The sequence below is a fragment of the Dyadobacter sp. CECT 9275 genome (assembly GCF_907164905.1).
Lineage (GTDB): Bacteria > Bacteroidota > Bacteroidia > Cytophagales > Spirosomataceae > Dyadobacter > Dyadobacter helix.
Map to the genome: position 1 here is coordinate 3936272 of NZ_CAJRAF010000002.1, position 21646 is coordinate 3957917.

Genomic DNA, 21646 nt, shown 5'->3' on the forward strand with positions numbered 1-21646 from the left:
CAGAGAAAAAACGGTTATTTTTGAGGTAAGGCTGGTATAGTCTGTCTGCCTTTAACTGCTCAATACGCCTATGCGCCAGGATTATCTGTCCGGAGATAAAGAGAATTTATCCAATACCGAAAAGGAAGTTGAAAGGGCCTTGCGCCCGCTTTCTTTCGATGATTTTACAGGACAGGATAAAATACTTGAAAATCTTAAAATCTTTGTTCAGGCAGCGCGCCAGCGCGGCGATGCCCTGGACCATGTATTACTTCACGGCCCTCCGGGTTTAGGGAAAACAACGCTTTCCAATATCGTGGCCAATGAGCTGGGTTCAGGGATAAAAATTACCTCTGGCCCTGTGCTGGACAAGCCCAGTGACCTGGCAGGTTTGCTGACCAATCTTCAGGAGTTTGATGTATTATTTATTGACGAGATACATCGTTTGAACCCCATCGTGGAAGAATATCTTTATTCTGCCATGGAGGATTATAAGATTGATATTATGCTGGACAGCGGGCCCAATGCAAGGAGCATTCAGATTGGGCTGAATCCGTTTACACTTATTGGGGCCACCACCCGGGCAGGTATGCTCACTTCCCCGTTACGGGCCAGATTTGGGATTAATGCAAGGCTGGAATATTATGACGCAACGCTTTTGACGAAAATTCTGAAACGCTCCGCAGCCATTCTTGGAACCCCGATTGAAGATGATGCGGCATACGAGATAGCCCGCAGAAGCCGCGGTACTCCCCGGATAGCCAATAATCTTTTGAGGCGTACCAGAGATTTCGCTCAGGTGAAAGGAAACGGGCGTATCACGGTTGTCATTGCGGAAATAGCCCTGAAAGCCCTGGATGTGGACCAGAACGGGCTGGATGAAATGGATAACAGGATACTCACGACTATCGTTGAAAAATTCAAAGGGGGCCCGGTGGGATTATCTACCATTGCCACGGCCTGCGGTGAAGAGGCCGAGACAATTGAAGAAGTATACGAACCTTTTTTAATTCAGGAAGGGTACATGAAAAGAACCTCCCGGGGAAGGGAAGTAACCGAAAAAGCGTTCAGGCACCTGGGTATTCTCCCACGCCACCGGTCGGGAGAATTATTCTGAAATCCTTACTTTCGCGCGATAGTATTTTATTTGAAATAGAAATCGTACTTTTGCGGTAAATTTTTGAGTAACCGCCTGTATGATAGAGACGTTATTTCCGGTTAAGTTAGTTGTGAGGGTGCCCTGTGCTGTGATTGAACATAATGGGAAAGTACTGGCTGCACAACGTAGCAAAGCTTTATCTTTTCCACTCAAATGGGAATTTCCGGGCGGTAAACAAGAAGAAAATGAAACAGATGAAGAAACGCTGTTTCGGGAGATCAGGGAAGAGCTTGACGTAGAAATTGAGATATTACATAAGCTCCCCGTAACACCAAAAGATCAGGGCTGGCGTGAAATCATATTGGTTCCGTTTGTATGTAATCTTAAAACATACAAAATTACGCTCACTGAGCATGAACAGATTCTCTGGCTCGAACCCGATACACTTTCAGATCTGGACTGGACGGAGGCGGATCTGGGTGTAATCCAGAATTATTATGCCTACCGGGAAGCGCAAAAATGAAGAAGGTAAAGACCAAGTCGATCCCGAGACCGACTTTTTTCATATTTATCCCATTAACGGTTAAATAATAATCTTTTGCCCTTGACGGTTTCGTTAAAAACCCCGTCTTCATAAGCCAGATGCCCAGATACCCATGTGTGGGTTACCTTTGAGTGAAAATCAGTACCTTCAAACGGAGACCAGCCGCATTTTGAATAAATATTTTCAGGGGCTACTTTGGTGCTGCCGTTCAGGTCAACGAGTGCCAGATCGGCCCAATATCCTTCCCGGATATATCCTCTGTCGGCGATCTGGAAACAATCAGCCACGGCATGACTCGTTTTTTCCACCACTTTTTCCAGGGAAATCTTACCTTGTTTGCTAAGTTCCAGCATCACATTTAACGAATGCTGAACGAGTGGCAAACCGGACGGGGCCTGCCAGTAATGCTGGGCTTTTTCAGCTGCAGTGTGCGGGGCGTGATCGGTTGCGATGACATCGATACGGTTATCGAGTACGGCTTGTAAGATAACCTCTTTATGATGAGGCGCTTTGATGGCCGGATTACATTTGATTTTATTTCCCAGCGTATGGTAATCTTCTGCGTCAAACCAGAGGTGATGTACACAGGCCTCGGCAGTCACTAGTTTTTTAGTACCATCCAAGCATAAAATCTGTCCGTCGCTACGGATTCCGGGTTCGAACAGCACAATTTCATCGCCAGTGGAAATGTGCAGAATATGAAGGCGTGTTTTATGTTTATGGGCCAGTGCCATTGCAAATGAAGAGGAAGTGAGGCACGCCTCTTCGTTACGGATCAGTGCATGGATATTGTAGGGAACATTTTCGCCATACAACGCCCTAAAATGGTCCATTCGCTGGCGCACGGTAGGCTCGTCTTCACAGTGCGTTGCAATGATACAAGGTGCGTTGGCAAATATTTTTTCCAGTACTTCGGGGGCATCCACCAGCATATTTCCTGTGGACGAACCCATGAAGATTTTTATACCGCATACCTTCGATTTGTCCGTCAGCATCACCTCTTCGTAATTGTCATTGGAGGCCCCCATAAAAAATGAGTAATTAGCCAGCGAGGTTTCTGAGGCAATTTGGTATTTGTCTTCCAGCAGTGTTTGAGTCAGTGTATTGGGTACGGTATTTGGCATTTCCATAAAGGAGGTAACCCCCCCGGCAACGGCTGAACGTGCTTCTGTATGAATGGTTGCCTTGTGCGTAAGTCCGGGCTCTCGAAAATGAACCTGATCATCAATAAGACCCGGCAGCAGATGCTTTCCGTTTGCGTTCACGGTATGATCGGCCGGAATATGCTGTAAATCAAGGCCAATTCTTTCGATGTGACCATTGCTGATAAGTACGTCACATTCCTGAATCACATTTTCATTGACTACCTGGGCATTAAGAATAAGCGTTTTCATGATGAACCGGATTGTTTTTTCCGGTGCAAAGGTATTGAGCGTTTCTTATTTTCATCTATCCGGCCTTTAAAATTATGGACTTGATTTCGGTATGGACTGATTTTGTCGATCTTATCTTCCCCAGATGCTGTGAGGCTTGTAACCGGTCATTGATAGGAAATGAAGAAACGATATGTACTTCCTGCCGCATTTCCCTGCACCGAGTTGGCTCGGATAGTATTCACGCTGAAAGCGTGCGGCTGAAATTCGTGCATTTACCCGAAGTGATTTCAACGGCGTCATTTCTGGTTTTTACCAAGAGAGGTAAGGTACAACGTCTTTTGCACGCGCTTAAATACGGGAAAGAGCAAAAGGTGGGAGTACTCCTGGGAAAAATGTTGGGGGAAGAAATGAAAATTAACGGAACCATTCCAGATGCAAACCTGATCCTAAGCGTTCCGTTACACCGCAACCGGTTTAATAAGCGGGGGTATAACCAAAGTGATTTAATAGCAGAAGGATTATCCGCTTCCATAGGGATACCGTGGTCGGGGAAGATACTCGAGAGGATAAAGGATACCGAAACCCAAACCGGAAAGGATAAGGCAGAGAGAAGGGAAAATGTGAAAGGAGTATTTAAAGTTAAGGAAAACGGGGAAGGGAAAAGTGTCATTCTTGTTGACGATGTACTGACAACCGGGGCTACACTTGAAGCATGTATCCTGGCCCTGCAGGAGACCGGCTACGCCAGATTCCATGTTCGTACCATTGCCGTTGCAGAACATTAGCAGACCTGCATAAAACAAAAGAGGTTGCCATCCGACAACCTCTTTTTATCAAATTGATATTTTAATTATTTCTTGCGACCTGTTGAACCCGTTGCGATCATCGCACAGCGGAAACCAACCATTGCCGTAGCAGAATCCTGATCCATGTAGCGGCGAGTTCCGGGAGACAACCAGTAGGCAACATCTGCCCAGGAGCCGCCTTTATAAACCCGCAGTTTGTCGTCAACCATTGAGTTGTTGTTTTTGGTATCGTAATTTTTGGCTTCATCCTGATACCCGTCACGGCGGAAAGAGTTGAGGTCGTTCACATCCGTATTGGATAGTGGGCGGTAAACGTCATACACCCATTCGCTTACGTTTCCGGCCATATCGTAAAGCCCGTTGTCGTTTGCCGGGTACGAACGTATTTCCTGGGTTATAATAGCACCGTCATTGGATTTTCCTGCAATACCCGCATAGTCACCAGGGCCACGTTTGAAGTTGGCAAGCATTGTTCCCTGCTTGCGGCCGCGTGGCTGACGCATGGTGGAACCATCCCAGGGATAAATTCTTGAATTGGCCTGATTCTCATCTGAATATTGCGTTCCGATCATTGCCATAGCTGCATACTCAAACTCAGCTTCTGTCGGCAGACGGTATGGAGGCATGACATAACCGCTTTCCACGGTCAAACGAGGAGAAGACTCCGCAGAAGCGGTTTCCGCAGCTGCCGCTTTTTTCTTCTTGCCAAAAGACAAACCCTTTTTCTTGCCTGCTTTCATTCCGGCCGTATTATTAGCCAGCTGCACTGCCGCAGTACGCCAGTTACAGTAATCATTAGCCTGCACCCACGAAACTCCTACAACGGGATACAAGCGGAAACCGGGGTGACGCAGATACATGGTTACGTAGGAATCATTAAACGACAATTCGTTGAACCAAACGTTGGTATCGGGCAGCGCTTTGCTATAAAACTCTTCTGATGAATCTTTCTGTACTGCGTTCAGATATTCAAGATAGTGAACGTTGGCGACCTCCGTCTGGTCCATGTAAAAAGACTGGATACTTACCGTACGCTTTGGATTGTCACGTCTGATCATCACATCCTCCTCCAGAGAACCCATGGTAAAACGGCCTCCTTCTATATATACAAGGTCGGGGCCTGCAGGTAAAGCTTTGTATTGTTTTACCTGAAATCCATCCTTGCCGTTGTATGCCAACCCTGTTTTAGAGCTGGTTTTGCCAGGCTTTAAACTGGTAGGTTTTTTCTTCTTGCTACATGAAGTAGCAACTAATAACACAATCAGAATCAGCGCGATCGACCGGGTACCCATCTTTTGCATGCAAATCATTGCTTTGAAGTGACTTAAGTGTTTGGTATTTATAGTATGCGAAACCGCAAATGTATGAAATCAATTGTATTTTTTTCTAAAAATCATTTACTGCGTCATTTCCATGAGGATTCTCCGGGCCTGGTCGATATTTTTCACGTTTTCACAAATCAATATCAACTTCCCTTTCTGATCTTTAAGCGCACTCTCTTTCGGGTATTTCTTAATGTAATCGATTACTTTTCCGAACCTGGACGACTGGAAGAACTCATCGTTCTGCGAAGTAACGAAGTACCCTTTTAATGTATTGCTTTTTAAAGTAAGTTTTTCCATATGAAGGCTTTCCGCTTCCCATCTGAGTCTTACGGTTTTCAGAAGATCTTCTACTTCGGGAGGTATGGGGCCAAAACGATCTTGAACCTCTTTTTCAAATTTAGTCAATTCTTCCTCTGTTCCAATATTGTCGAGCCGGGTATATAACGAAAGGCGTTCGGAAATATTTTTAACGTAATTATCTGGTATCAAGGTAGCAAAATCCGTTTCGATCTGGCAGTCTGGAATCAGTTTTTGGGGTAGCCCCAGTGCAGATTCGAAGAGATCTTTAAACTCGTTATTTTTTAATTCCTGAACGGCCTCATCCAGCATTTTATGATAAAGTTCATAACCCAGGTCGTTTACGAAACCGCTTTGCTCAGCACCCAGCAAATTTCCGGCACCCCGGATATCAAGGTCGCGCATGGCCACTTTGAAACCGTCCCCGAGTTCTGAGAATTCTTCAAGGGTCTGAAGCCTTTTTCTGGAATCACTGGCAAGGGTAGCTACTGAAGGTGTGAGCAAATAGCAGAACGCTTTGCGGTTGGATCGCCCCACACGTCCCCGCATCTGGTGCAGGTCCGACATCCCGAACATGTGTGCCGAGTTAATGATAATGGTATTGGCATTGGGAATATCAATACCCGATTCAATAATATTCGTGGAAACGAGTATGTCATAATCTCCCTCAATAAAAGATACCATTACTTTTTCAAGTTTATCGCCATCCATCTGTCCGTGTGCTACACCTATTCTTACATCAGGCACAAGCCTCATGATGATGTTGGCTATGGATTCGATATCGTTGACACGGTTGTGTACAAAAAATACCTGCCCGCCGCGCCTTACTTCAAAACTAATGGCATCCCGGATAAATTCTTCACTGAATGCATGCACCTCCGTGGTAACCGGCTGGCGGTTGGGTGGTGGTGTGGCTATCACAGAAAGGTCACGAGCACCCATGAGAGAAAAGTGAAGGGTACGCGGAATCGGAGTTGCCGTTAAGGTAAGTACGTCAACGTTTACACGCATTTCTTTCAACCTGTCCTTCGCTTTCACACCGAATTTCTGTTCTTCGTCCACAATCAAAAGCCCAAGATCTTTGAACTTCACATCTTTATTGAGGATTCTGTGCGTACCAATCAGAATGTCTATTTTCCCTTCTTCGGCTTGCTTGAGGGTATCTTTTATTTCCTTAGGAGATTTGAACCGGTTGATATAGCCCACTTTGGCCGGGAAATCGGCCAGGCGTTCGCTGAAAGTTTTATAATGCTGCATGGCCAGGATCGTTGTCGGTACCAGCACGGCTACCTGCTTGCTGTCGCAAACGGCTTTGAAAGCAGCTCGTATAGCAATCTCTGTTTTTCCAAAACCAACGTCCCCGCAAACCAGCCTGTCCATCGGATGTGCTTTTTCCATATCCTCTTTCACATTGGAAGTTGCAGTGGCCTGGTCGGGGGTATCTTCATAAAGAAAGGAAGATTCCAGTTCTGCCTGCATATAGTTGTCCGGTGAAAATGGAAAACCGGGTGCCTGCCGCCGTTTGGCGTAGAGTGCAATCAGCTCGTGCGCAATGTCTTTAAGCTGCTTTTTAACCTTGGATTTTTTGGCTTCCCATTCCCCTGATCCCAGCTTGCTCATGGCAGGCGGTGCCCCTTCCTTGCCGGTATATTTGGCAATTTTATGCAAGTTATGTACACTTACATAGAGGAGGTCATTGTCGCGGTAAATCAGCCGGATTGCTTCCTGTTCTTTTCCGTTTACATCTTTTCTTTCCAGGCCGGCAAACCGCCCGATGCCGTAATCCACGTGGGTTACAAAGTCACCCGGGTGCAGGGATTTAAGCTCCTTCAGGGTGATTGCCTTTGACTTGCTGAATTTTTCCTTTAAACGATACTTGTGAAAACGGGCGAAAATCTGGTGATCGGTATAACAGGCAACTTTAAGATTGTCGTCAACAAAGCCTTCCCGCAAAGAGATATGCATCGGCCTGAATTTGACAAAAGGATCCAGATCTTCAAAGATCCTTTCCAGGCGGTCAAGCTGCTTGGGTTGTTCGGAAGCGATGATATTCACAAATCCTTTCGACTGATTCTCTGAAAGGTCGTCCAGCAGCCTTTTGAAATCTTTATTAAAGGAAGGCTGGGGTTTAGCGGTATAGGGGAGTTTGCTTTCGGTTTTAAAATAAAACCTTTTTCCGAACTCAACGGTTTTGAAGCGTTTGACCTGATTCAGAAAGCCACGCCGGGTCTCAAATAGTTCTGGTGGGCTGGAAACGATCTGAACGCCACCGCCGGTAACTTCTTCCAGGGCTTTTTCTGCTTTTTCGAAACACTTTTCAATTACCTCGAGGGTAAGTTCGGTATCCTTGAACCACAGGACGGTGTCATCCGCAAAGAAATTCAGAAAGGACTCGCGCGTTTCGTGAATGAGCTTTTGCTGTATATCCGGGACAATATTAATCTGCCCAACACTTTCTATGGATAGCTGGGTATCCGGGTCGAACGAGCGGATACTTTCTACTTCGTCCCCGAAGAGCTCAATACGGAACGGATGTTCGCTGGCAAAAGAAAATACATCCAGGATACCTCCGCGGACAGAGAACTGGCCGGCTTCAAAAACGAAGTCGGTAATCTCAAACCCATAACTGTTCAGGAATTCTGTGAGAAACGACGGATCCAGTTTTTCTCCTACTTTCACCTGAAAGGTATTGGCCTGAAGCGACCGTTTGTTGATCACTTTCTCAAAAAGTGCCTCAGGGTAGGTCACAATTTGCACAGGGCCTGCTTTGGTTACATTCAGCTTATTCAGTATTTCACCCCTCATCAGCACGTTGGCGTTGTCAACTTCCTCGTAATGGTAGGGTCTTTTGTAGGAAGTAGGGTAAAAAAGTACTTCGGTTTGGCCCAGAAGGTTCTGAAGGTCATTCTGAAAATAGGCGGCCTCTTCTCTGTCGGTCAATATATACAGGGAAGGTTTTCTTTTTTTTTGCTGAACTGCCGCGCATACCACGGCATCCAGGCTGCCAACGAGCCCTTTGATCTGAAGATGTGCCGCTTCCGGATTTTTTGATTCGATCTGGGACACGAAACTGTCCAGATAACTATCGCCGCCGTATAAGGTTAATAAGTCTTTAACTTCCAATGAATTTGCTGCTTTGATGATTGGTGATGCGCCTGATGCAGATGTCGGGCAAATTTTCATGCCCTGATTCCCCCCTGCAATCAAAACGCAAAAAGCCGCGACAGGAAATTTCCCGTCCGGCAAATAGGGTAACAACAGTTTTTTTGCTTTTGTTTACCGTTATTTATGATTTACAAAAGTAAGCTGATCAGAACGGATTTTTCTGACATACTATATTATTCTTTTTTTATTAATGATTGACTGGTTAAATCATTCCATTTCCCTTGCAGGGCTCGCTACTACCCCACTTGAGATACTGGGTTTTATAACCGGTGCGATCTGTGTGTACCTTAATACCCGGCAAAATGTACTGGGCTGGTTTTTCGGTATTATTAATGCCGTACTATACGCTGTAGTTTTCTGGCAGGTACACCTGTATGCGGATATGGGGCTACAGGGATACTATTTTTTGACAAGTATTTATGGATGGTGGATATGGCTATTTGGCGGAACCAGCCATGACGGGATCCGGGTCACCCGGACACCAGCAAGGCTCTATGGGGTTTTTGCGGCTATTTTCATCGGGACTACTTTGCTCTGGGGATATCTGCTGGGTACTTATACCAACGCCAGCCTCACTTATGCGGATTCCGCGCTCACCGTCGCCAGTCTGATCGGTCAATGGATGATGGCGCGGAAGTATCTGGAAAACTGGCTGATATGGATCGCGGCTGATGCCTGTTACGTTGGTATGTATTTTTATAAGGGCCTGCACCTTACAGCCGTATTATATTTTGTATTCCTCATCCTGGCCTGGATGGGATATGTCGGTTGGAAAAAGGACTTGAGCCAAACGATCCTGGAATAAGGTACCGGTTTTATATTATTTTAAACCGAATTTCCTGTTCTTCCAGCAAGGTCCGGATGCGGGCAGAATCGTCGAAAATAATTTTGAGTTCTTTTTTGTGCACCTCTTCATCCTCGTCCATCCATTTCCAGTCCTCAGCCGTTGCATCCAGGATATCAATAATGGTCAGGATTTTATCGGTAGAGCGTTCCTTCTGAAGCCAGTCAGCGGAGTTGGTGATAAGGATAATGACCTTTTCCTGTTCTATCCAGTCCAGGTCGTTCAGGAGTTCATCCAGGGCATCCAGGTTGTTGCCGGCATCTTCCGGAAAATTCATGGTTACAGCTATTTCCTCATAAAAGTCTTTTAGTGAAGTTGTTTTTTTCCCATCCAGTATACCGATAAATGCTTCTGGAAATGTTTTGGAAACCGTTTCGGGGTTTGTGGTGAGAAAAAAATGTGTATTTTTCATGATGGTTTTTTAATGGTGATCAGAACCTGGAATGAACTTGTAAAGATAATTTTATTTGATCTCTGTAAAAGAACTGTAATGGTCACTTGTATACCAGGCTCTTTGGTCCGCGCTGGTGACGAGGCGTTCCGGGCCTCTGTTTTTTTCAGGTTTTTTGGGGTTTACATCCCATTCCCGGTATTTCATCGGGCGCCCGTCAGGGCCGTTAATCGGAAGCAGCTTTTCATAGTTTCCGAATTTTCTGCCGCCAATATGCCCTTCAGGGGCTTTTCCATGGGCCCTGATGTAATTTAAAACCTTATAGGCCTTTAGAGGTACCTTTTGATTTTTCCGCTGAGTCTGCTGATTTTGCGCTGTTCCGTTATTTTGAAGAGAATTGTTCCCGGGCAAGCTCAGAGCCGGGAGTGATATCAGGAGCAGTAAAATAAAGGTTTTGTACAAACCGGCAGCTATCCGTTCTTTCATTTTGTAAAGGTAAGATACATAAAAAACCCCGCTGCCGGGAAGGAAGCGAGGTTTCTGAAATGGTACGTATTAATTTAAAGAGAACATCGGCAGCCTGAGTGCAACCACGTTGTTGAACATCAGTTTGCTGATTTTAGGATCCATGAAATCTATCAGCGGAAACTCTGAAATGAGAGTCATCACCTCAAATTCACTTTCAGCCCTAACCACACACCAGAGTTTGGAATAATCGTCGGACAATGCGTAAGACATCAGCCGCCCCTGTTCCATCATCTCATTGATTTTCTTTCTCTGAGCTGGTATCCTCGCTGTAAATTCTTCCGACATCACGGCCGGAAGCATAATTTCAACCATATATTGGCTCATAACACGATAGAAGTTTAGGTGAATAATAATTAACCCGGGCTTTATCCTTATTGATTATAAAAGCATCTGTACTGCGTATTAGTTCCGTTATGGTTTAAAGGTTTACAGATGATGCGAATATGATTTTATTTTCAAACGTTTCCAACTATTCCTTTGTTTAGTTTGTCAATAACTGTTGAGAAGAGCAGCGATTGTCAGGATATCAGGATTGGCTTAAAAAACAGATATGGATATCTTTGGAAGAACTTTGTAACATAACCGAACGAAGCACCCCTAAACTTCGGATGATATTTAACGAACAGGATTTGGTGATAGGCTGCAAACAGCGTAACCGCGTCGCCCAGAAACAGCTTTATGATGTTTATGGGGGAAAGTTGTTTGCTATATGCCTGAGATATACCAAAAACCGTACGGATGCAGAGGATGTCCTGCAGGAAGCGTTTATCAAAATATATGAGAATATAGATTCCTTCAGAAACGATTCCCCGCTGGAATACTGGTTAAGATCAGTAGCAGTGAATACCGCCCTGAACCACCTGAGACAGCAGAAGTACTGGAAAGAATTTGACGACATAGACGTGCACCAGAACGGCATTGCAGATACAGAAATCACACTGGGCGATTTTCACATGCAGCAGCTGATGGTCTTTATTAAAGAGTTACCGGCCGGGTGCCAGACCATTTTTAATCTCTATGCCATTGAGGGATATCAGCATAATGAAATTGCCCAGAAATTAGGAATATCAGAAGGAACCTCCAAGTCGCAATATGCACGGGCAAGAGGCTTACTTCAGCAGAAATTGAATAAAGAAAAAAGATTTGATGATGGATCCGTCCGAAAAACACAGTTTTGAAGAACAGTGGAAGAGGGTCTTTGAAGAAGCCTCCGAAATACCTCCTAAATCTGTTTGGGAAGGAATAGAGGCGCATCTGGACCGTGATGAAGATAAAATTGTTCCGTTACCGTGGTGGAATTCTTCCAAGGTATGGTACGTGGCTGCGTCATTGGCTGCGCTGCTACTGGTTGGCGCGGGTATCTGGTATAACAACGCTTCGACCATCATTCGGCACCATAGCCCGGTAGCTGTAAGGGAATCTGGTAAAACTACTGCCTCCACGGAAAAGGAAGCAGAAATTACTGCGCACGCAAAAGAACAGGCAAACTCCGGAATTGAAGAAACAGCTGAAAAGCCTGGGGAACCGGTGGCTGCTGCAACCAGTGCGTCTGTAGCAACTGCCGGGGCTGAAAGAGGTTCAAACGAAAGCAGTAGCAGGATATCGGATGATGTTGCTGCAAAAGAAGGCAGTCAGCTTGCCCAGGCTAATGAAAAGGTATCTCCAGACGAAATGGCAGATCGGAACGGTTTTGCCGCGATTAGGAGCAGCGGATTACCTGACAGAAATGAAACCTCCGGGTTGGAAAAACACGCAGCTCCGGCCGAAAGCGCGGTGATTGCATTGCTCGAACAAAGTACTGAAACAGTATCTCCGGGAATACTGTCACCGGTGGGGATGAAAGAACTGGATGTGCATGTGCAGAAGCGGTATGTTTTTTTCCGCCCGGCTATGCAAGAGGAGCTACCCGCCTTACCAAAAGCTAAAAAGGAATATTGGGCGGGCGTAAGTTTTATGCCAGCCACTTTCAGCCCGGATATAAAGGTTAAATCCGCTCCTCAAAACTTTTCGAGCGTAGCAATCGCCAGCCAGAAGGCTACCTCAGGCTCGAGTAAAGAAGGGTTTTCATATGCCTATCAGACTTCGGGAGGTGTAAAACTATCAAAACATTGGTCCATGGAACTGGGAGTGAGTTACCTGACCGGAAATTCCAGTTACGAAGGGGGGGGGTATCTTTTAAATCTGTCGTCCGACGGGCAGCCTACCAATGTTCTGGAGTCTGCCTATGCGGGAATCAACTCCAGTAAAACCCAAAACAGTCCATCTTTTGGAGACAATAAGAGTAATAACTTGTATATCAATGTAACCAAGGATATACGGAACGATTACCGATACCTGCAGATGCCTGTGCAGGCAGGCTTTACGCTTAATCCAAACGGAAAATGGAGTTACTCGCTTTTGGGCGGATTGATGGCCAATTTCTTTCTGAGAAATGACCTGGAATCGGCAAGCGGTGCTATCATCACCACCACAGCTGCGGATGATGTATACAAAGCCGTGAATCTGGCAGCTACCACAGGCCTCCGGCTGAACTACAAACTTAGTACCAGATGGCGGGCAAATCTTACCGGCTCTTACCAAAAAGCGATTGACTCGGGCATACGTTCCAATCAAAGTCTGGACTCAAAACCTTATCTGTACGGGGTTTCCTGGGGAGTCAGGTATTCTTTTTGAAAAAAACGAGATCGGATTCCAACCATTCGGCACAGATAGCGATCTTATGATTAAAGCGCTTTTACCGAGTACTTAGAAAGCCTTTTCAGAATCCTAAATCTATTAGCTATGATAAACATTGTAAGAAAAGGAATTATTGTGTCAATATTCCTGTCCGGCCTGATGATCGGATGTACATCAGATGAGGGAGTCAATCCGCCGAACCAGGTGAATAACGTGGAGATTCCGGCGGTGGTTTCCAATGGTACCACTGACTTCGCTGTTGATCTTTTCAAAAATCTTCAGCAGGCCGAACCGGCGGAGGAGAACTTATTTGTATCGCCCCTCAGCCTTCATATTGCACTGGGTATGTTGCTCAATGGTGCTGAAAATGAAACGGCAGCTGAAATTCTTAAAACACTGAAAATGGAAGGAATTTCCATCCAGGATTTGAATAAAGCGTATAACACTTTGCTGAATGATCTGCCCGTTGCAGATTCACGTGTTGCCCTGGGGCTTGCCAATTCGGTCTGGTATAAAAGTGGATTTACGGTCGAAACGGATTTCCAGAATATACTTAAGCAAACTTTCAATGCTGACATCACAGGTTTGCCTTTCGATGACGCGGCCAAGGATAAGATCAATAAGTGGGCGAGTGACCATACCAACGGAAAGATCAAAAGTGTGATCGAACAGATCAATCCCCAGCATGTCATGTTCTTATTAAATGCCTTGTATTTCAAAGGCGACTGGAAATACCAGTTTGACACAAAAAATACACTTGATACTCCCTTTACCCTGCAAAATGGTACAGCAAAACAGGTTAAAATGATGTATACAAAAGCGGACCTGAAAGCAGCGGCGGGAACAGATTATAACGCCGTTCAGCTTCCTTACGGCAACGGGCAGTTTAATATGACTCTGATCATACCAAAAGGAGATAAGAAAATAGGTGATATCATTTCAGGTTTAACAGCCGGTGACTGGCAGGATCTCCAGGCTAACCGTCTTTCTGAACAAAATGTTGAAGTAGGCCTTCCAAAGTTCTCACTTGAATATTCCGCAAATCTGAATGCGGTACTGGAGCAGATGGGGATCAAAAAGGTGTTTACCGATGCCGCTGAACTTGGCAAAATCAATAGGTCGGCGGATTTGTTCGTGGACTTTGTGAAGCAGGATACTTATCTGGCCATTGATGAAAAGGGAACGGAGGCGGCAGCGGTTACTTCAATAGGAATAGGCTTAACGTCAGCAGGTCCGGAAAAGCCACGCTATGTCTGCGATCGCCCTTTTGGGCTGATAATAAGCGAGAAAACATCCAATACCATCCTTTTCATGGGAAGAATCATGAACCCGGAGAGCAAGTAGAGGAACTACCACTACCCGTGGCATGGCTGCCATGCCACGGCTCAGCTATTAAAGATAAAAACGTCGGATACCGGCGTTTTCGGGGTGCGTTATCGTCCGGGGGCTTTGCCTTCGGACGATTTTGTTTCTGGCCCTTCCAACTATTTTGAGCAGACGGGTGTCATGGATTTAAATAAGGAACAATGTAAGATTTTTCAGTAAGCTTAACCCTAACTGTATGAAAGCAAGAATTTTACAATTATTGATTATGGTATTAACCATAATCTTCTGGTCCTGCAACGATCAATGCAAGGAAACACGCATTACCCGCCGCCTGACGCGTGTGACACGCTCGATGGCTGAGATACGGCAATCACTTAAAGCAGAAACGCCCCGCGCCATGAAAAGACCGGGAAAGTTGTATGTCAAAGGGAGTTATCTTTTTATTAACGAGGTCAAGGAGGGGATTCACATTATAGACAACAGTGATACCTCGAACCCGAGGTTTATATCCTTTATCGCCATTCCAGGAAACGGAGATATAGCCATTCGTAACAACATTTTGTTTGCTGACAGCTTCGCGGATCTGGTTTCCATTGACATCACTGACCCGGTCAGCCCGAAAGAAGTGGGACGTTTTGAAAATGTATTTCAAAACGGGCAGTTTGACGGAGTCTGGTGGGGATTCAGTGCGGTCAACGGAGTGATTCAGGACAATGCGATTGAAGATTATAACATTGATTTTGTCACAGAAACCGTCACAACCAACTGTGAGGAAAATACGGTCTATCCTTATTTGGAGCGGTATTTTGACTCATTTTCGGGCGTTGCGTCTTTTAATAAAGCAGGATCTTCCGCCGGGGCGGCTTCCGCAGGGAACTCCTCGGGAAAGGCCGGTTCCATGGCACGTTTTGCTTTGGAAAATGACTACTTATATACAGTCAGCCAGAGCAATCTTCACGTTTTCAACATCAGTAAACCTGAAACACCGTCCAATTTTTCATCAACGAATATTGGCTGGAACATAGAAACGATATTTCCTCATGAGGACAAGCTTTTCATCGGATCCTCTACCGGAATGTTCATTTTTGATAACAGCAATCCCGCCCAGCCGAAACAACTGTCGGTTTTTCGGCACGGAAATGCGTGCGATCCTGTGGTGGTTCAGGATAACATTGCTTATGTCACCCTGCGTACCGGGACGTCTTGCGCAGGGACGCAAAATCAGATGGACCTTGTGGATGTAAGTGACGGGGCCTCTCCCAAACTGATCACAACTTATCAGATGCAAAATCCGCATGGATTAAGTATCGACTTCCCGACCTTGTACCTTTGTGAGGGTGAATTTGGGTTAAAAGTTTTTGATGCCACGGATAAAATGGCAATTGACAAAAATCTCATTTCGCATTTCCAGAATATGGACGCCTATGATGTTATTTCGTTGGGAAAAACATTGCTGATGATTGGAAAGGACGGTTTTTACCAGTATGACGCCAGCGACAGGAAAAACTTACGGTTGCTCAGTAAAATCCCGGTAGCACTATGAAATGGCTTATTTTGTTTGTTTTATCGGTTGCAGGACTCGAAACCATGGCACAAACGGAACCTTTCCGCCCAAGTTACGTCAACCATACCGAAGCAGGGTTGCTGCTGGGCCGTGTCAGATATTCCAACGGCTCCATACAGAACAAGGTGGAAAGCAAAACAAACGTTACCATGCAGACTTTCAATGGTTTACAGATAAAGCGGCGACTCGCCATCGGGGTAACAGCAGGCCTTGACTGGTATAAAACAGCGCTCATCAATCCGTTATCAGCAGGCGTCAGGTACGATTTTGCCGGGAAGCGTCAGGTACGATTATTTGCAACGGGCGACGCAGGCTATGGTTTTGCATGGTTTCACCAGGATTCGGATGGTTATAAAACACGGGGAGGGCTTATAATCAATCCGGGAGCGGGGATCAGGTATGGCAGGGCTGGGGGTACAGCTTTCACAATAGTATTATCCTATAAAAGACAAGAGGTACATGTTAATAAACCGTTGCTTTGGGAACAAACCGTCAGATACGAGGACAGGGTCTACAATCGGCTGGCGGTGAGAATGGGGATCAGTTTCTAGGAAAAGTTAATTTTATAAAATCCAACATGTTAGCTATGAAAAATCTGGTTTCAGTATTGAGTATGTTTTTAGTTTTTGGCCTCACCGCTTTTCAGTGCGAAAGAGAGAAAAACTGCTGCGTTCCGCCGATATGCAGCGAAAAGAATACTTTAACAGGTACCTGGCAGCTGGAATATTACGAAAACAGGTCCAACGGAGAAAAGGAATATAATCCCGAGTCAGACAGGCAGGGTGTGGTTTATACCTTTACGGATAACAACAAGGAAGGCAAAATTGAAGGCCATACCGCTGTAAATACGATTTCCGGTAGTTACAAGCTGTCGGACGGATGTACACTAGAAATTACCGCGTTTGGCGGGACAAAAGTGGGAGAGCCCGGGTGGAGTAACAAGGCGTGGCTGTCGGCTTCTGAAAAATACTTTTACCAGATTACAGGTACCAGGTTGCGCATTGGTACTTTCAGCGGAAGTACTCAAATGGTTTTTCAGCTGGTCAAATAGCCCTCTTGCAGGGTATATCTTCTACCGGACGGATATAAATATCTCCGTCCAGGGATAGGATCAGGATTTTATCTCAATCAGAACTCCTGAGCCAGCAGGGTTTCGGAAGATGATTTTTGAGGAGCGTGCAGGTCATTCCTGCAGGCTTCAATTTCGCTGATGAACATGGCTTCTCCCTGATGGTACCAGCTCCGGAAGCGGGCCGACTGGTCAGTATGCCTGGGCAGGTATTCCATGATCACGGAGAGGTCAAAAGTTTGCGAAGAGACTCCGGCTCCGGAAATTACCCCGTCAATGGCGTTGCATTGCTGCTCAAAATGGTGAGGAACAGGTACCATCATCACCGGCTTCCCCAGGTACATAGCCTCACAAACGGATTCAAAACCAGCCGTCGTGACTAATGCTTTACAGGTCGTCAGAAGGTTCAGGTATTTTTCACTGTTGATCTGATGAAAAATAAGGGTGTCGTCCAGGCGCAGCTCTTCTGGTTCATCCGCATTATCCCAAAAGCACTGAAGCTGCACTTTCGGGTGTGCCTTGTGCCAGGAGATGATCTGGTTACTCAGGCTGTGGTGGGTCATGTACACTAGAAAAAAATCGCCTTCGACAGGCTGCAGGTATTGAATTTCTTTTCGCAGCAGCGGTGGAACGACCGTTATTTTAAGATCTTCCCGTGAAGGCAGAGGCCTGAAAGATAGGGCAAGACGCTTGGCAGCAAGCCAGGAAGTAGCTTTGGAATTAAAATTGATAACATTTTTGTCGAACCGGCTATCCACAGGGAAGGTAAATGCGGGATGCAGCAACAGGTACTGATGCGCAATACAGACCATAGGTACCCGGGTGCCATAAACAAGATTGTAGAGGCCGCTATAAATTTCGTAGAAACTGATGATCAGATCGGGCTGTAAATCTTTCACCTTACGATGTATACACCGTAAACTCCGAAGATATTTGGGGAGGTATCCCAGGTGAGTGAGAACGGTTTTTTTTAGATTGATGCCGTTTCCATTGGCATTATAAATAATATTGGGAGCGTCAAAGTCGTAGACTGGTGCCAGGATCTGATCGTAAAAAAAAGATGGAATGACCCGGCCCGGTGATTTCCCGACCATCACACCTGCCACCACATGACCTGCTGACCGTAGCATTTGTCCCAGCGCAATGGCCTGCGTCAAATGTCCTCGCCCTTCACCCTGTACCAGAAATACAATACGCATCATTATCCCAGCCTTTTTTTGTGATCGGTTGAAATACCGGTGAAAGCAACCTGCTTTTCCACGACTCTGAAACTGGTTTCCCGGAAAGGCGGAGCATCTACATCCATTTTTTCCGTTTTGGACATGCTCTGGTTGTAGTATAGCAGATTCCAGTTTCCGTCAAAGTCTTCCACCAGCGCACTTAACGTCTCCACCCAGTCTCCTGAATTCATATACATAATCCCGTCAATTTCTCTCAAAGCCGGCTGGTGTATGTGTCCGCAGATCACCCCGTCACAGCCGCGTGAACGGGCGAGTTCGGTCAGTTTTTCTTCAAAATCGGACATGTAGTTCACCGCCAGTTTTACGGATTGTTTAATCCGCTGCGACAGCGAATAGTAGGGCAGGCCCCGCCATTCGCGGTATTTGTTATAGAATTTGTTTACCCATAGCAAAAAGGTATATCCGATATCTCCCAGGTAGGCAAGCCATTTCAGATGGGTAGTAATGGAGTCAAAAACATCTCCATGTGTTACATAAAACCGCTGGTTACCCGAATTAAGGATATAATCCTTTCTGATCTGAAAATGTTTGCCAAGTCGTAGCGGGATGATCTGATCAAGAAAATCGTCATGGTTTCCACGGATGTAGATCACCTTCGTGTTGTTTTCTTCAATCATTTTCAGTACCCTTTTGAAAAACAGGGTATGTTTCCGTTTCCAGACACCATATTTTTTCAGTTGCCAGGCATCAATGATATCCCCGTTAAGTATCAGTTTTTTGCAGGTATAGCTTTTAAGAAAAGCAGTTACTTCATCTGCCTTGGAACCACCTGCTCCCAGGTGCAGATCCGAAATGATTATCGTTTTGAAATGAGTTTTATCTCCCATGTTACAAATTTTCTCATTTCATATTAACTGGTTATTATCTGCACGTTATCAGTAAGTTAAGTTTGGGTAAGTAAGAAAGGTAAAGGCGCTGGCCGTTCCGCAGAATATTTTGATATAAGAAGGATGCATTTTTATATTTGTAAAAACCAAAGAGGGGAAATGAAGAAGCTAGTTTTACTACTCACACTCATCAGCAGTATTTGCCAGGGCCAAAAGATATATCAGCCGGGCGAGGTTGAAAGCATGGCCGAACCGGCCGGTAGCGGAGCACTGTTGAACGAATTTATTTCGTCGAACGTACAGGTACCTTTCCGGTCCTCCTATCAAGGGATGAATGCGCGGGTTTTTATAAGGGGTGTAGTTGAAACGGATGGTTCCATGTCGGCCATCGAAATTATTAAGGGACAGGATTCCCTGTGCAACCTGGAGGCAATCCGTGTGATGGGACTATATAAAGCCTGGAAGCCGGGCAGGGTGAAAAATGAGCCGGTCCGGCAGTATGTGAATTACAGCATACCTTTCAAAGCCGCTACAGTTGCTGATTTTGATAGTACGGCCTGGGCAATAATCATGTATTACGACAGTAAGTTCAGGAAGCTGGACCAGCCTGCGGGTGCCGAATACCGGAGTGTTCTTCCACTGGATGAGGACGGAAACGTAAAGGCAGACATTGTGTATCACCAGCAGATGGGCAGAGGCAAATGGAAGGAAGTTTCGCGTATACCTTTCAAGAAAGAAGAGTTCTGGTATAGTCACACAGAGACCCCGGCTAAGGATTCCATTGCTGCCTTTAGGCTCTCAGTCGAAGATAATTCGCAGTTGAATTATGTACCTGTTAAGGTGTTTCAAAAGAACGGGAAGCTGCTGGAATACCGCCGGTTTACGGAGAACAGGAAACCGGATCTTATTAAATCGTACTATTTAAGTGGCTTGCTCAGGGAAAGGGATATCTTCTCGGACTCTACGTGCATGAATACCAAATGGTTTCCAAATGGCCAACTGGCGAGTCTGGTGCAGAAATCGGCAGGGAGTGGAGAGTTTTCAGAAGAGCTACAGATTATCCAGGCATTTAAGCCCAACGGAGAGGTACAGGTAAAAGAAGGAAACGGGTGGTGGAGGATTGTGGGTAACCATGGAAAATATGTGGAGCAGGGTGAAGTACAGATGGGCAAACGACACGGAAAATGGATAGGCAAGCTGGCAGACAGTACCGTATTCTATAAAGAGCTTTATGACAAAGGAAAGCTGCTGGAAGGTGTGAGTTATAAGGACGGTAAGGAAAGGACTTATCAGGAGAAAATGATACAGCCCGTTTTTCAGGGAGGGATGCCCGCCTTTTACCAGTTCTTAGGGCAAAATATCGTGTATCCTGCTGATGCGGCCAGGAAAGGGGTGTCCGGAAGGGTTATGATTTCGTTCGTGGTTTGTGAAGATGGCAGCCTGTGTGATTATAAACTGGAAAAAGGAGTAAAATCTGACATAGATCAGGAGGCACTCCGGGTGGTACAGAAAATGGATGGAAAATGGAACCCCGGCGTGTTGCGGGGAGAGAAAGTACGAGTGAAATATAACCTTCCTGTTAATTTTCAATTGCAGTAGCCAAAACCATTCATCATATCCCAAAGCCATTCAGCCGCTTTGGGATTTTTTTATCCTGTTTTATACTGAAGTATGATTCATATTTGATAACATTGTGATATCATTTTACTATCAATTATGAAACTATGAATGAAAGAGAATTACGTTCGATATCAGGCTACTTGCTGTTTGTAGTCGGCCTGCTCCTTCTGTTTGGAGGTGTAGCTTTTAACCTCTCGCATGGAGATCCAGGCATTGCACTTTTAATACCAGTTGTCGGGCTGTTTGTACTGAAAGGACTGACCGTTATTAACCCGAACGAGGCGGTGGTTACAACCTTTTTTGGAGATTATATGGGCACCATGAAGCAAAACGGCCTCCGCTGGGTAAACCCGTTTTTCCGCAGAAAAAAGATCAGCCTGCGGGCACGGAACCTGAACGGGCAGAAGCTCAAGGTGAATGATAAATTAGGTAATCCGATTGAAATTGCCGCGGTAGTGGTGTGGCGTATAGGGGATACTGCCAAAGCATCGTTTGAGGTAGATGATTATGTAAAATATGTTGAAATCCAGTCGGAGGCAGCCGTCCGGCATCTGGCAGGGGTGTATGCCTACGATACCATGGAAGCCGAAGAACTTGAAATACAGGAAGTGACATTACGTGATGGCAGCGGGAAAATTAACGAGATGCTGGAAGCAGAACTAACAGAACGTTTGAGTCGCGCGGGAATTGATGTACTGGAGGCACGGATCAGCCACCTGGCCTATGCGCCGGAAATTGCGGGTGCCATGTTACAGCGTCAGCAGGCCTCTGCAGTGGTGGCCGCACGGAGGCAAATCGTGAACGGAGCCGTTGGAATGGTGGATATGGCGCTGGCAATGTTGTCGGAAAAGGGGGTTGTAGACCTTGATGAGGAACGAAAAGCGGCTATGGTTTGTAATCTGCTGGTGGTATTGTGTGGCGAGAAATCCGTTGCTCCTGTACTAAATGCCGGAACACTTTATCCCTGAT

Annotated in this window: 20 protein-coding genes; 12 read left to right on the forward strand and 8 right to left on the reverse strand. The window is 45.7% G+C overall.

Annotated features, from left to right (window positions below; genetic code table 11):
- Positions 1-70: 70 nt before the first annotated feature.
- On the forward strand, positions 71-1096 hold the full coding sequence (ruvB, locus tag KOE27_RS24175; protein WP_215241282.1) for a Holliday junction branch migration DNA helicase RuvB: 1026 nt from the start codon (positions 71-73) through the stop codon (positions 1094-1096).
- A gap of 79 nt (positions 1097-1175) precedes the next feature.
- A complete protein-coding gene (locus KOE27_RS24180) occupies positions 1176-1601 on the forward strand; it encodes a (deoxy)nucleoside triphosphate pyrophosphohydrolase (RefSeq protein WP_215241283.1) in 426 nt (141 codons plus the stop codon).
- Positions 1602-1654: 53 nt separating this feature from the next.
- Here KOE27_RS24180 and KOE27_RS24185 read toward each other — a convergent pair whose 3' ends face one another.
- On the reverse strand, positions 1655-3016 hold the full coding sequence (locus tag KOE27_RS24185) for a dihydroorotase (RefSeq protein WP_215241284.1): 1362 nt from the start codon (positions 3014-3016) through the stop codon (positions 1655-1657).
- A gap of 74 nt (positions 3017-3090) precedes the next feature.
- Between KOE27_RS24185 and KOE27_RS24190 the strand changes: the two genes are divergently transcribed.
- On the forward strand, positions 3091-3783 hold the full coding sequence (locus KOE27_RS24190) for a ComF family protein (RefSeq protein ID WP_215241285.1): 693 nt from the start codon (positions 3091-3093) through the stop codon (positions 3781-3783).
- Positions 3784-3848: 65 nt separating this feature from the next.
- Here the strand turns inward: KOE27_RS24190 and gldJ are convergent, their stop codons facing one another.
- Positions 3849-5105, reverse strand: coding sequence for a gliding motility lipoprotein GldJ (gene gldJ, locus KOE27_RS24195; protein ID WP_215241286.1), 1257 nt, complete (start codon positions 5103-5105; stop codon positions 3849-3851).
- Positions 5106-5201: 96 nt separating this feature from the next.
- A complete protein-coding gene (gene mfd, locus KOE27_RS24200; protein WP_215241287.1) occupies positions 5202-8549 on the reverse strand; it encodes a transcription-repair coupling factor in 3348 nt (1115 codons plus the stop codon).
- A gap of 232 nt (positions 8550-8781) precedes the next feature.
- Between mfd and pnuC the strand changes: the two genes are divergently transcribed.
- Positions 8782-9396: a nicotinamide riboside transporter PnuC gene (pnuC, locus tag KOE27_RS24205; protein ID WP_215241288.1), complete on the forward strand. Its 615-nt coding sequence runs from the start codon at positions 8782-8784 to the stop codon at positions 9394-9396.
- Positions 9397-9406: 10 nt separating this feature from the next.
- Here pnuC and KOE27_RS24210 read toward each other — a convergent pair whose 3' ends face one another.
- The 3 genes from KOE27_RS24210 to KOE27_RS24220 form a co-directional block, all read right to left on the reverse strand.
- Positions 9407-9847, reverse strand: a complete 441-nt coding sequence (locus KOE27_RS24210; RefSeq protein ID WP_215241289.1) for a barstar family protein — start codon at positions 9845-9847, stop codon at positions 9407-9409.
- Between the two features lie 51 nt (positions 9848-9898).
- Positions 9899-10312, reverse strand: coding sequence for a ribonuclease domain-containing protein (locus KOE27_RS24215; protein ID WP_215241290.1), 414 nt, complete (start codon positions 10310-10312; stop codon positions 9899-9901).
- Between the two features lie 69 nt (positions 10313-10381).
- Positions 10382-10678: a muconolactone Delta-isomerase family protein gene (locus KOE27_RS24220; protein ID WP_215241291.1), complete on the reverse strand. Its 297-nt coding sequence runs from the start codon at positions 10676-10678 to the stop codon at positions 10382-10384.
- Positions 10679-10962: 284 nt separating this feature from the next.
- Here KOE27_RS24220 and KOE27_RS24225 point away from each other — a divergent pair, with 284 nt between their 5' ends.
- The 6 genes from KOE27_RS24225 (at position 10963) to KOE27_RS24250 (ending at position 16971) form a co-directional block, all read left to right on the forward strand.
- Positions 10963-11532 carry an RNA polymerase sigma factor gene (locus tag KOE27_RS24225; protein ID WP_215241292.1) on the forward strand — a complete coding sequence of 190 codons (570 nt, stop codon included), beginning with the start codon at positions 10963-10965 and terminating at the stop codon, positions 11530-11532.
- Positions 11501-13027 (forward strand): autotransporter outer membrane beta-barrel domain-containing protein, encoded by a 1527-nt coding sequence (locus tag KOE27_RS24230; protein WP_215241293.1) that lies wholly within the window; start codon positions 11501-11503, stop codon positions 13025-13027. The genes KOE27_RS24225 and KOE27_RS24230 overlap by 32 nt, the downstream gene beginning before the upstream one ends.
- Positions 13028-13135: 108 nt before the next feature.
- The gene (locus KOE27_RS24235) at positions 13136-14374 is read left to right on the forward strand and encodes a serpin family protein (protein ID WP_229252920.1); all 1239 of its coding nucleotides are present in this window, start codon (positions 13136-13138) and stop codon (positions 14372-14374) included.
- A gap of 217 nt (positions 14375-14591) precedes the next feature.
- Complete coding sequence (locus tag KOE27_RS24240) at positions 14592-15899, forward strand: LVIVD repeat-containing protein (protein WP_215241294.1); 1308 nt, start codon at positions 14592-14594, stop codon at positions 15897-15899.
- A complete protein-coding gene (locus tag KOE27_RS24245) occupies positions 15896-16471 on the forward strand; it encodes a hypothetical protein (protein WP_215241295.1) in 576 nt (191 codons plus the stop codon). The genes KOE27_RS24240 and KOE27_RS24245 overlap by 4 nt, the downstream gene beginning before the upstream one ends.
- A gap of 35 nt (positions 16472-16506) precedes the next feature.
- Positions 16507-16971 carry an META domain-containing protein gene (locus KOE27_RS24250; RefSeq protein ID WP_215241296.1) on the forward strand — a complete coding sequence of 155 codons (465 nt, stop codon included), beginning with the start codon at positions 16507-16509 and terminating at the stop codon, positions 16969-16971.
- Between the two features lie 77 nt (positions 16972-17048).
- On the opposite strand, the gene KOE27_RS24255 is transcribed toward KOE27_RS24250, so the two are convergent.
- Both KOE27_RS24255 and KOE27_RS24260 read right to left on the reverse strand, forming a co-directional pair.
- Entirely contained in the window at positions 17049-18191 is a 1143-nt protein-coding gene (locus KOE27_RS24255) for a glycosyltransferase family protein (RefSeq protein ID WP_229252921.1), read from the reverse strand.
- Positions 18191-19057 carry a UDP-2,3-diacylglucosamine diphosphatase gene (locus KOE27_RS24260; RefSeq protein WP_229252922.1) on the reverse strand — a complete coding sequence of 289 codons (867 nt, stop codon included), beginning with the start codon at positions 19055-19057 and terminating at the stop codon, positions 18191-18193. The genes KOE27_RS24255 and KOE27_RS24260 overlap by 1 nt, the downstream gene beginning before the upstream one ends.
- 159 nt (positions 19058-19216) lie before the next feature.
- Here KOE27_RS24260 and KOE27_RS24265 point away from each other — a divergent pair, with 159 nt between their 5' ends.
- Together KOE27_RS24265 and KOE27_RS24270 are read left to right on the forward strand one after the other, a co-directional pair.
- Positions 19217-20656, forward strand: coding sequence for an energy transducer TonB (locus KOE27_RS24265; RefSeq protein ID WP_215241297.1), 1440 nt, complete (start codon positions 19217-19219; stop codon positions 20654-20656).
- A 125-nt stretch (positions 20657-20781) separates the two neighbouring features.
- Positions 20782-21645 (forward strand): SPFH domain-containing protein, encoded by an 864-nt coding sequence (locus KOE27_RS24270; RefSeq protein ID WP_215241298.1) that lies wholly within the window; start codon positions 20782-20784, stop codon positions 21643-21645.
- Position 21646 lies beyond the last annotated feature (1 nt).

Bases quoted from the DNA above. Each gene is read 5' to 3' on its own strand.
- ruvB (WP_215241282.1), top strand. From the start codon at position 71: ATGCGCCAGGATTATCTGTCCGGAGATAAAGAGAATTTATCCAATACC.
- KOE27_RS24180 (WP_215241283.1), top strand. From the start codon at position 1,176: ATGATAGAGACGTTATTTCCGGTTAAGTTAGTTGTGAGGGTGCCCTGT.
- KOE27_RS24185 (WP_215241284.1), bottom strand. From the start codon at position 3,016: ATGAAAACGCTTATTCTTAATGCCCAGGTAGTCAATGAAAATGTGATT.
- KOE27_RS24190 (WP_215241285.1), top strand. From the start codon at position 3,091: ATGGACTTGATTTCGGTATGGACTGATTTTGTCGATCTTATCTTCCCC.
- gldJ (WP_215241286.1), bottom strand. From the start codon at position 5,105: ATGCAAAAGATGGGTACCCGGTCGATCGCGCTGATTCTGATTGTGTTA.
- pnuC (WP_215241288.1), top strand. From the start codon at position 8,782: ATGATTGACTGGTTAAATCATTCCATTTCCCTTGCAGGGCTCGCTACT.
- KOE27_RS24210 (WP_215241289.1), bottom strand. From the start codon at position 9,847: ATGAAAAATACACATTTTTTTCTCACCACAAACCCCGAAACGGTTTCC.
- KOE27_RS24215 (WP_215241290.1), bottom strand. From the start codon at position 10,312: ATGAAAGAACGGATAGCTGCCGGTTTGTACAAAACCTTTATTTTACTG.
- KOE27_RS24220 (WP_215241291.1), bottom strand. From the start codon at position 10,678: ATGAGCCAATATATGGTTGAAATTATGCTTCCGGCCGTGATGTCGGAA.
- KOE27_RS24225 (WP_215241292.1), top strand. From the start codon at position 10,963: ATGATATTTAACGAACAGGATTTGGTGATAGGCTGCAAACAGCGTAAC.
- KOE27_RS24230 (WP_215241293.1), top strand. From the start codon at position 11,501: ATGATGGATCCGTCCGAAAAACACAGTTTTGAAGAACAGTGGAAGAGG.
- KOE27_RS24235 (WP_229252920.1), top strand. From the start codon at position 13,136: ATGATAAACATTGTAAGAAAAGGAATTATTGTGTCAATATTCCTGTCC.
- KOE27_RS24240 (WP_215241294.1), top strand. From the start codon at position 14,592: ATGAAAGCAAGAATTTTACAATTATTGATTATGGTATTAACCATAATC.
- KOE27_RS24245 (WP_215241295.1), top strand. From the start codon at position 15,896: ATGAAATGGCTTATTTTGTTTGTTTTATCGGTTGCAGGACTCGAAACC.
- KOE27_RS24250 (WP_215241296.1), top strand. From the start codon at position 16,507: ATGAAAAATCTGGTTTCAGTATTGAGTATGTTTTTAGTTTTTGGCCTC.
- KOE27_RS24255 (WP_229252921.1), bottom strand. From the start codon at position 18,191: ATGATGCGTATTGTATTTCTGGTACAGGGTGAAGGGCGAGGACATTTG.
- KOE27_RS24260 (WP_229252922.1), bottom strand. From the start codon at position 19,057: ATGGGAGATAAAACTCATTTCAAAACGATAATCATTTCGGATCTGCAC.
- KOE27_RS24265 (WP_215241297.1), top strand. From the start codon at position 19,217: ATGAAGAAGCTAGTTTTACTACTCACACTCATCAGCAGTATTTGCCAG.
- KOE27_RS24270 (WP_215241298.1), top strand. From the start codon at position 20,782: ATGAATGAAAGAGAATTACGTTCGATATCAGGCTACTTGCTGTTTGTA.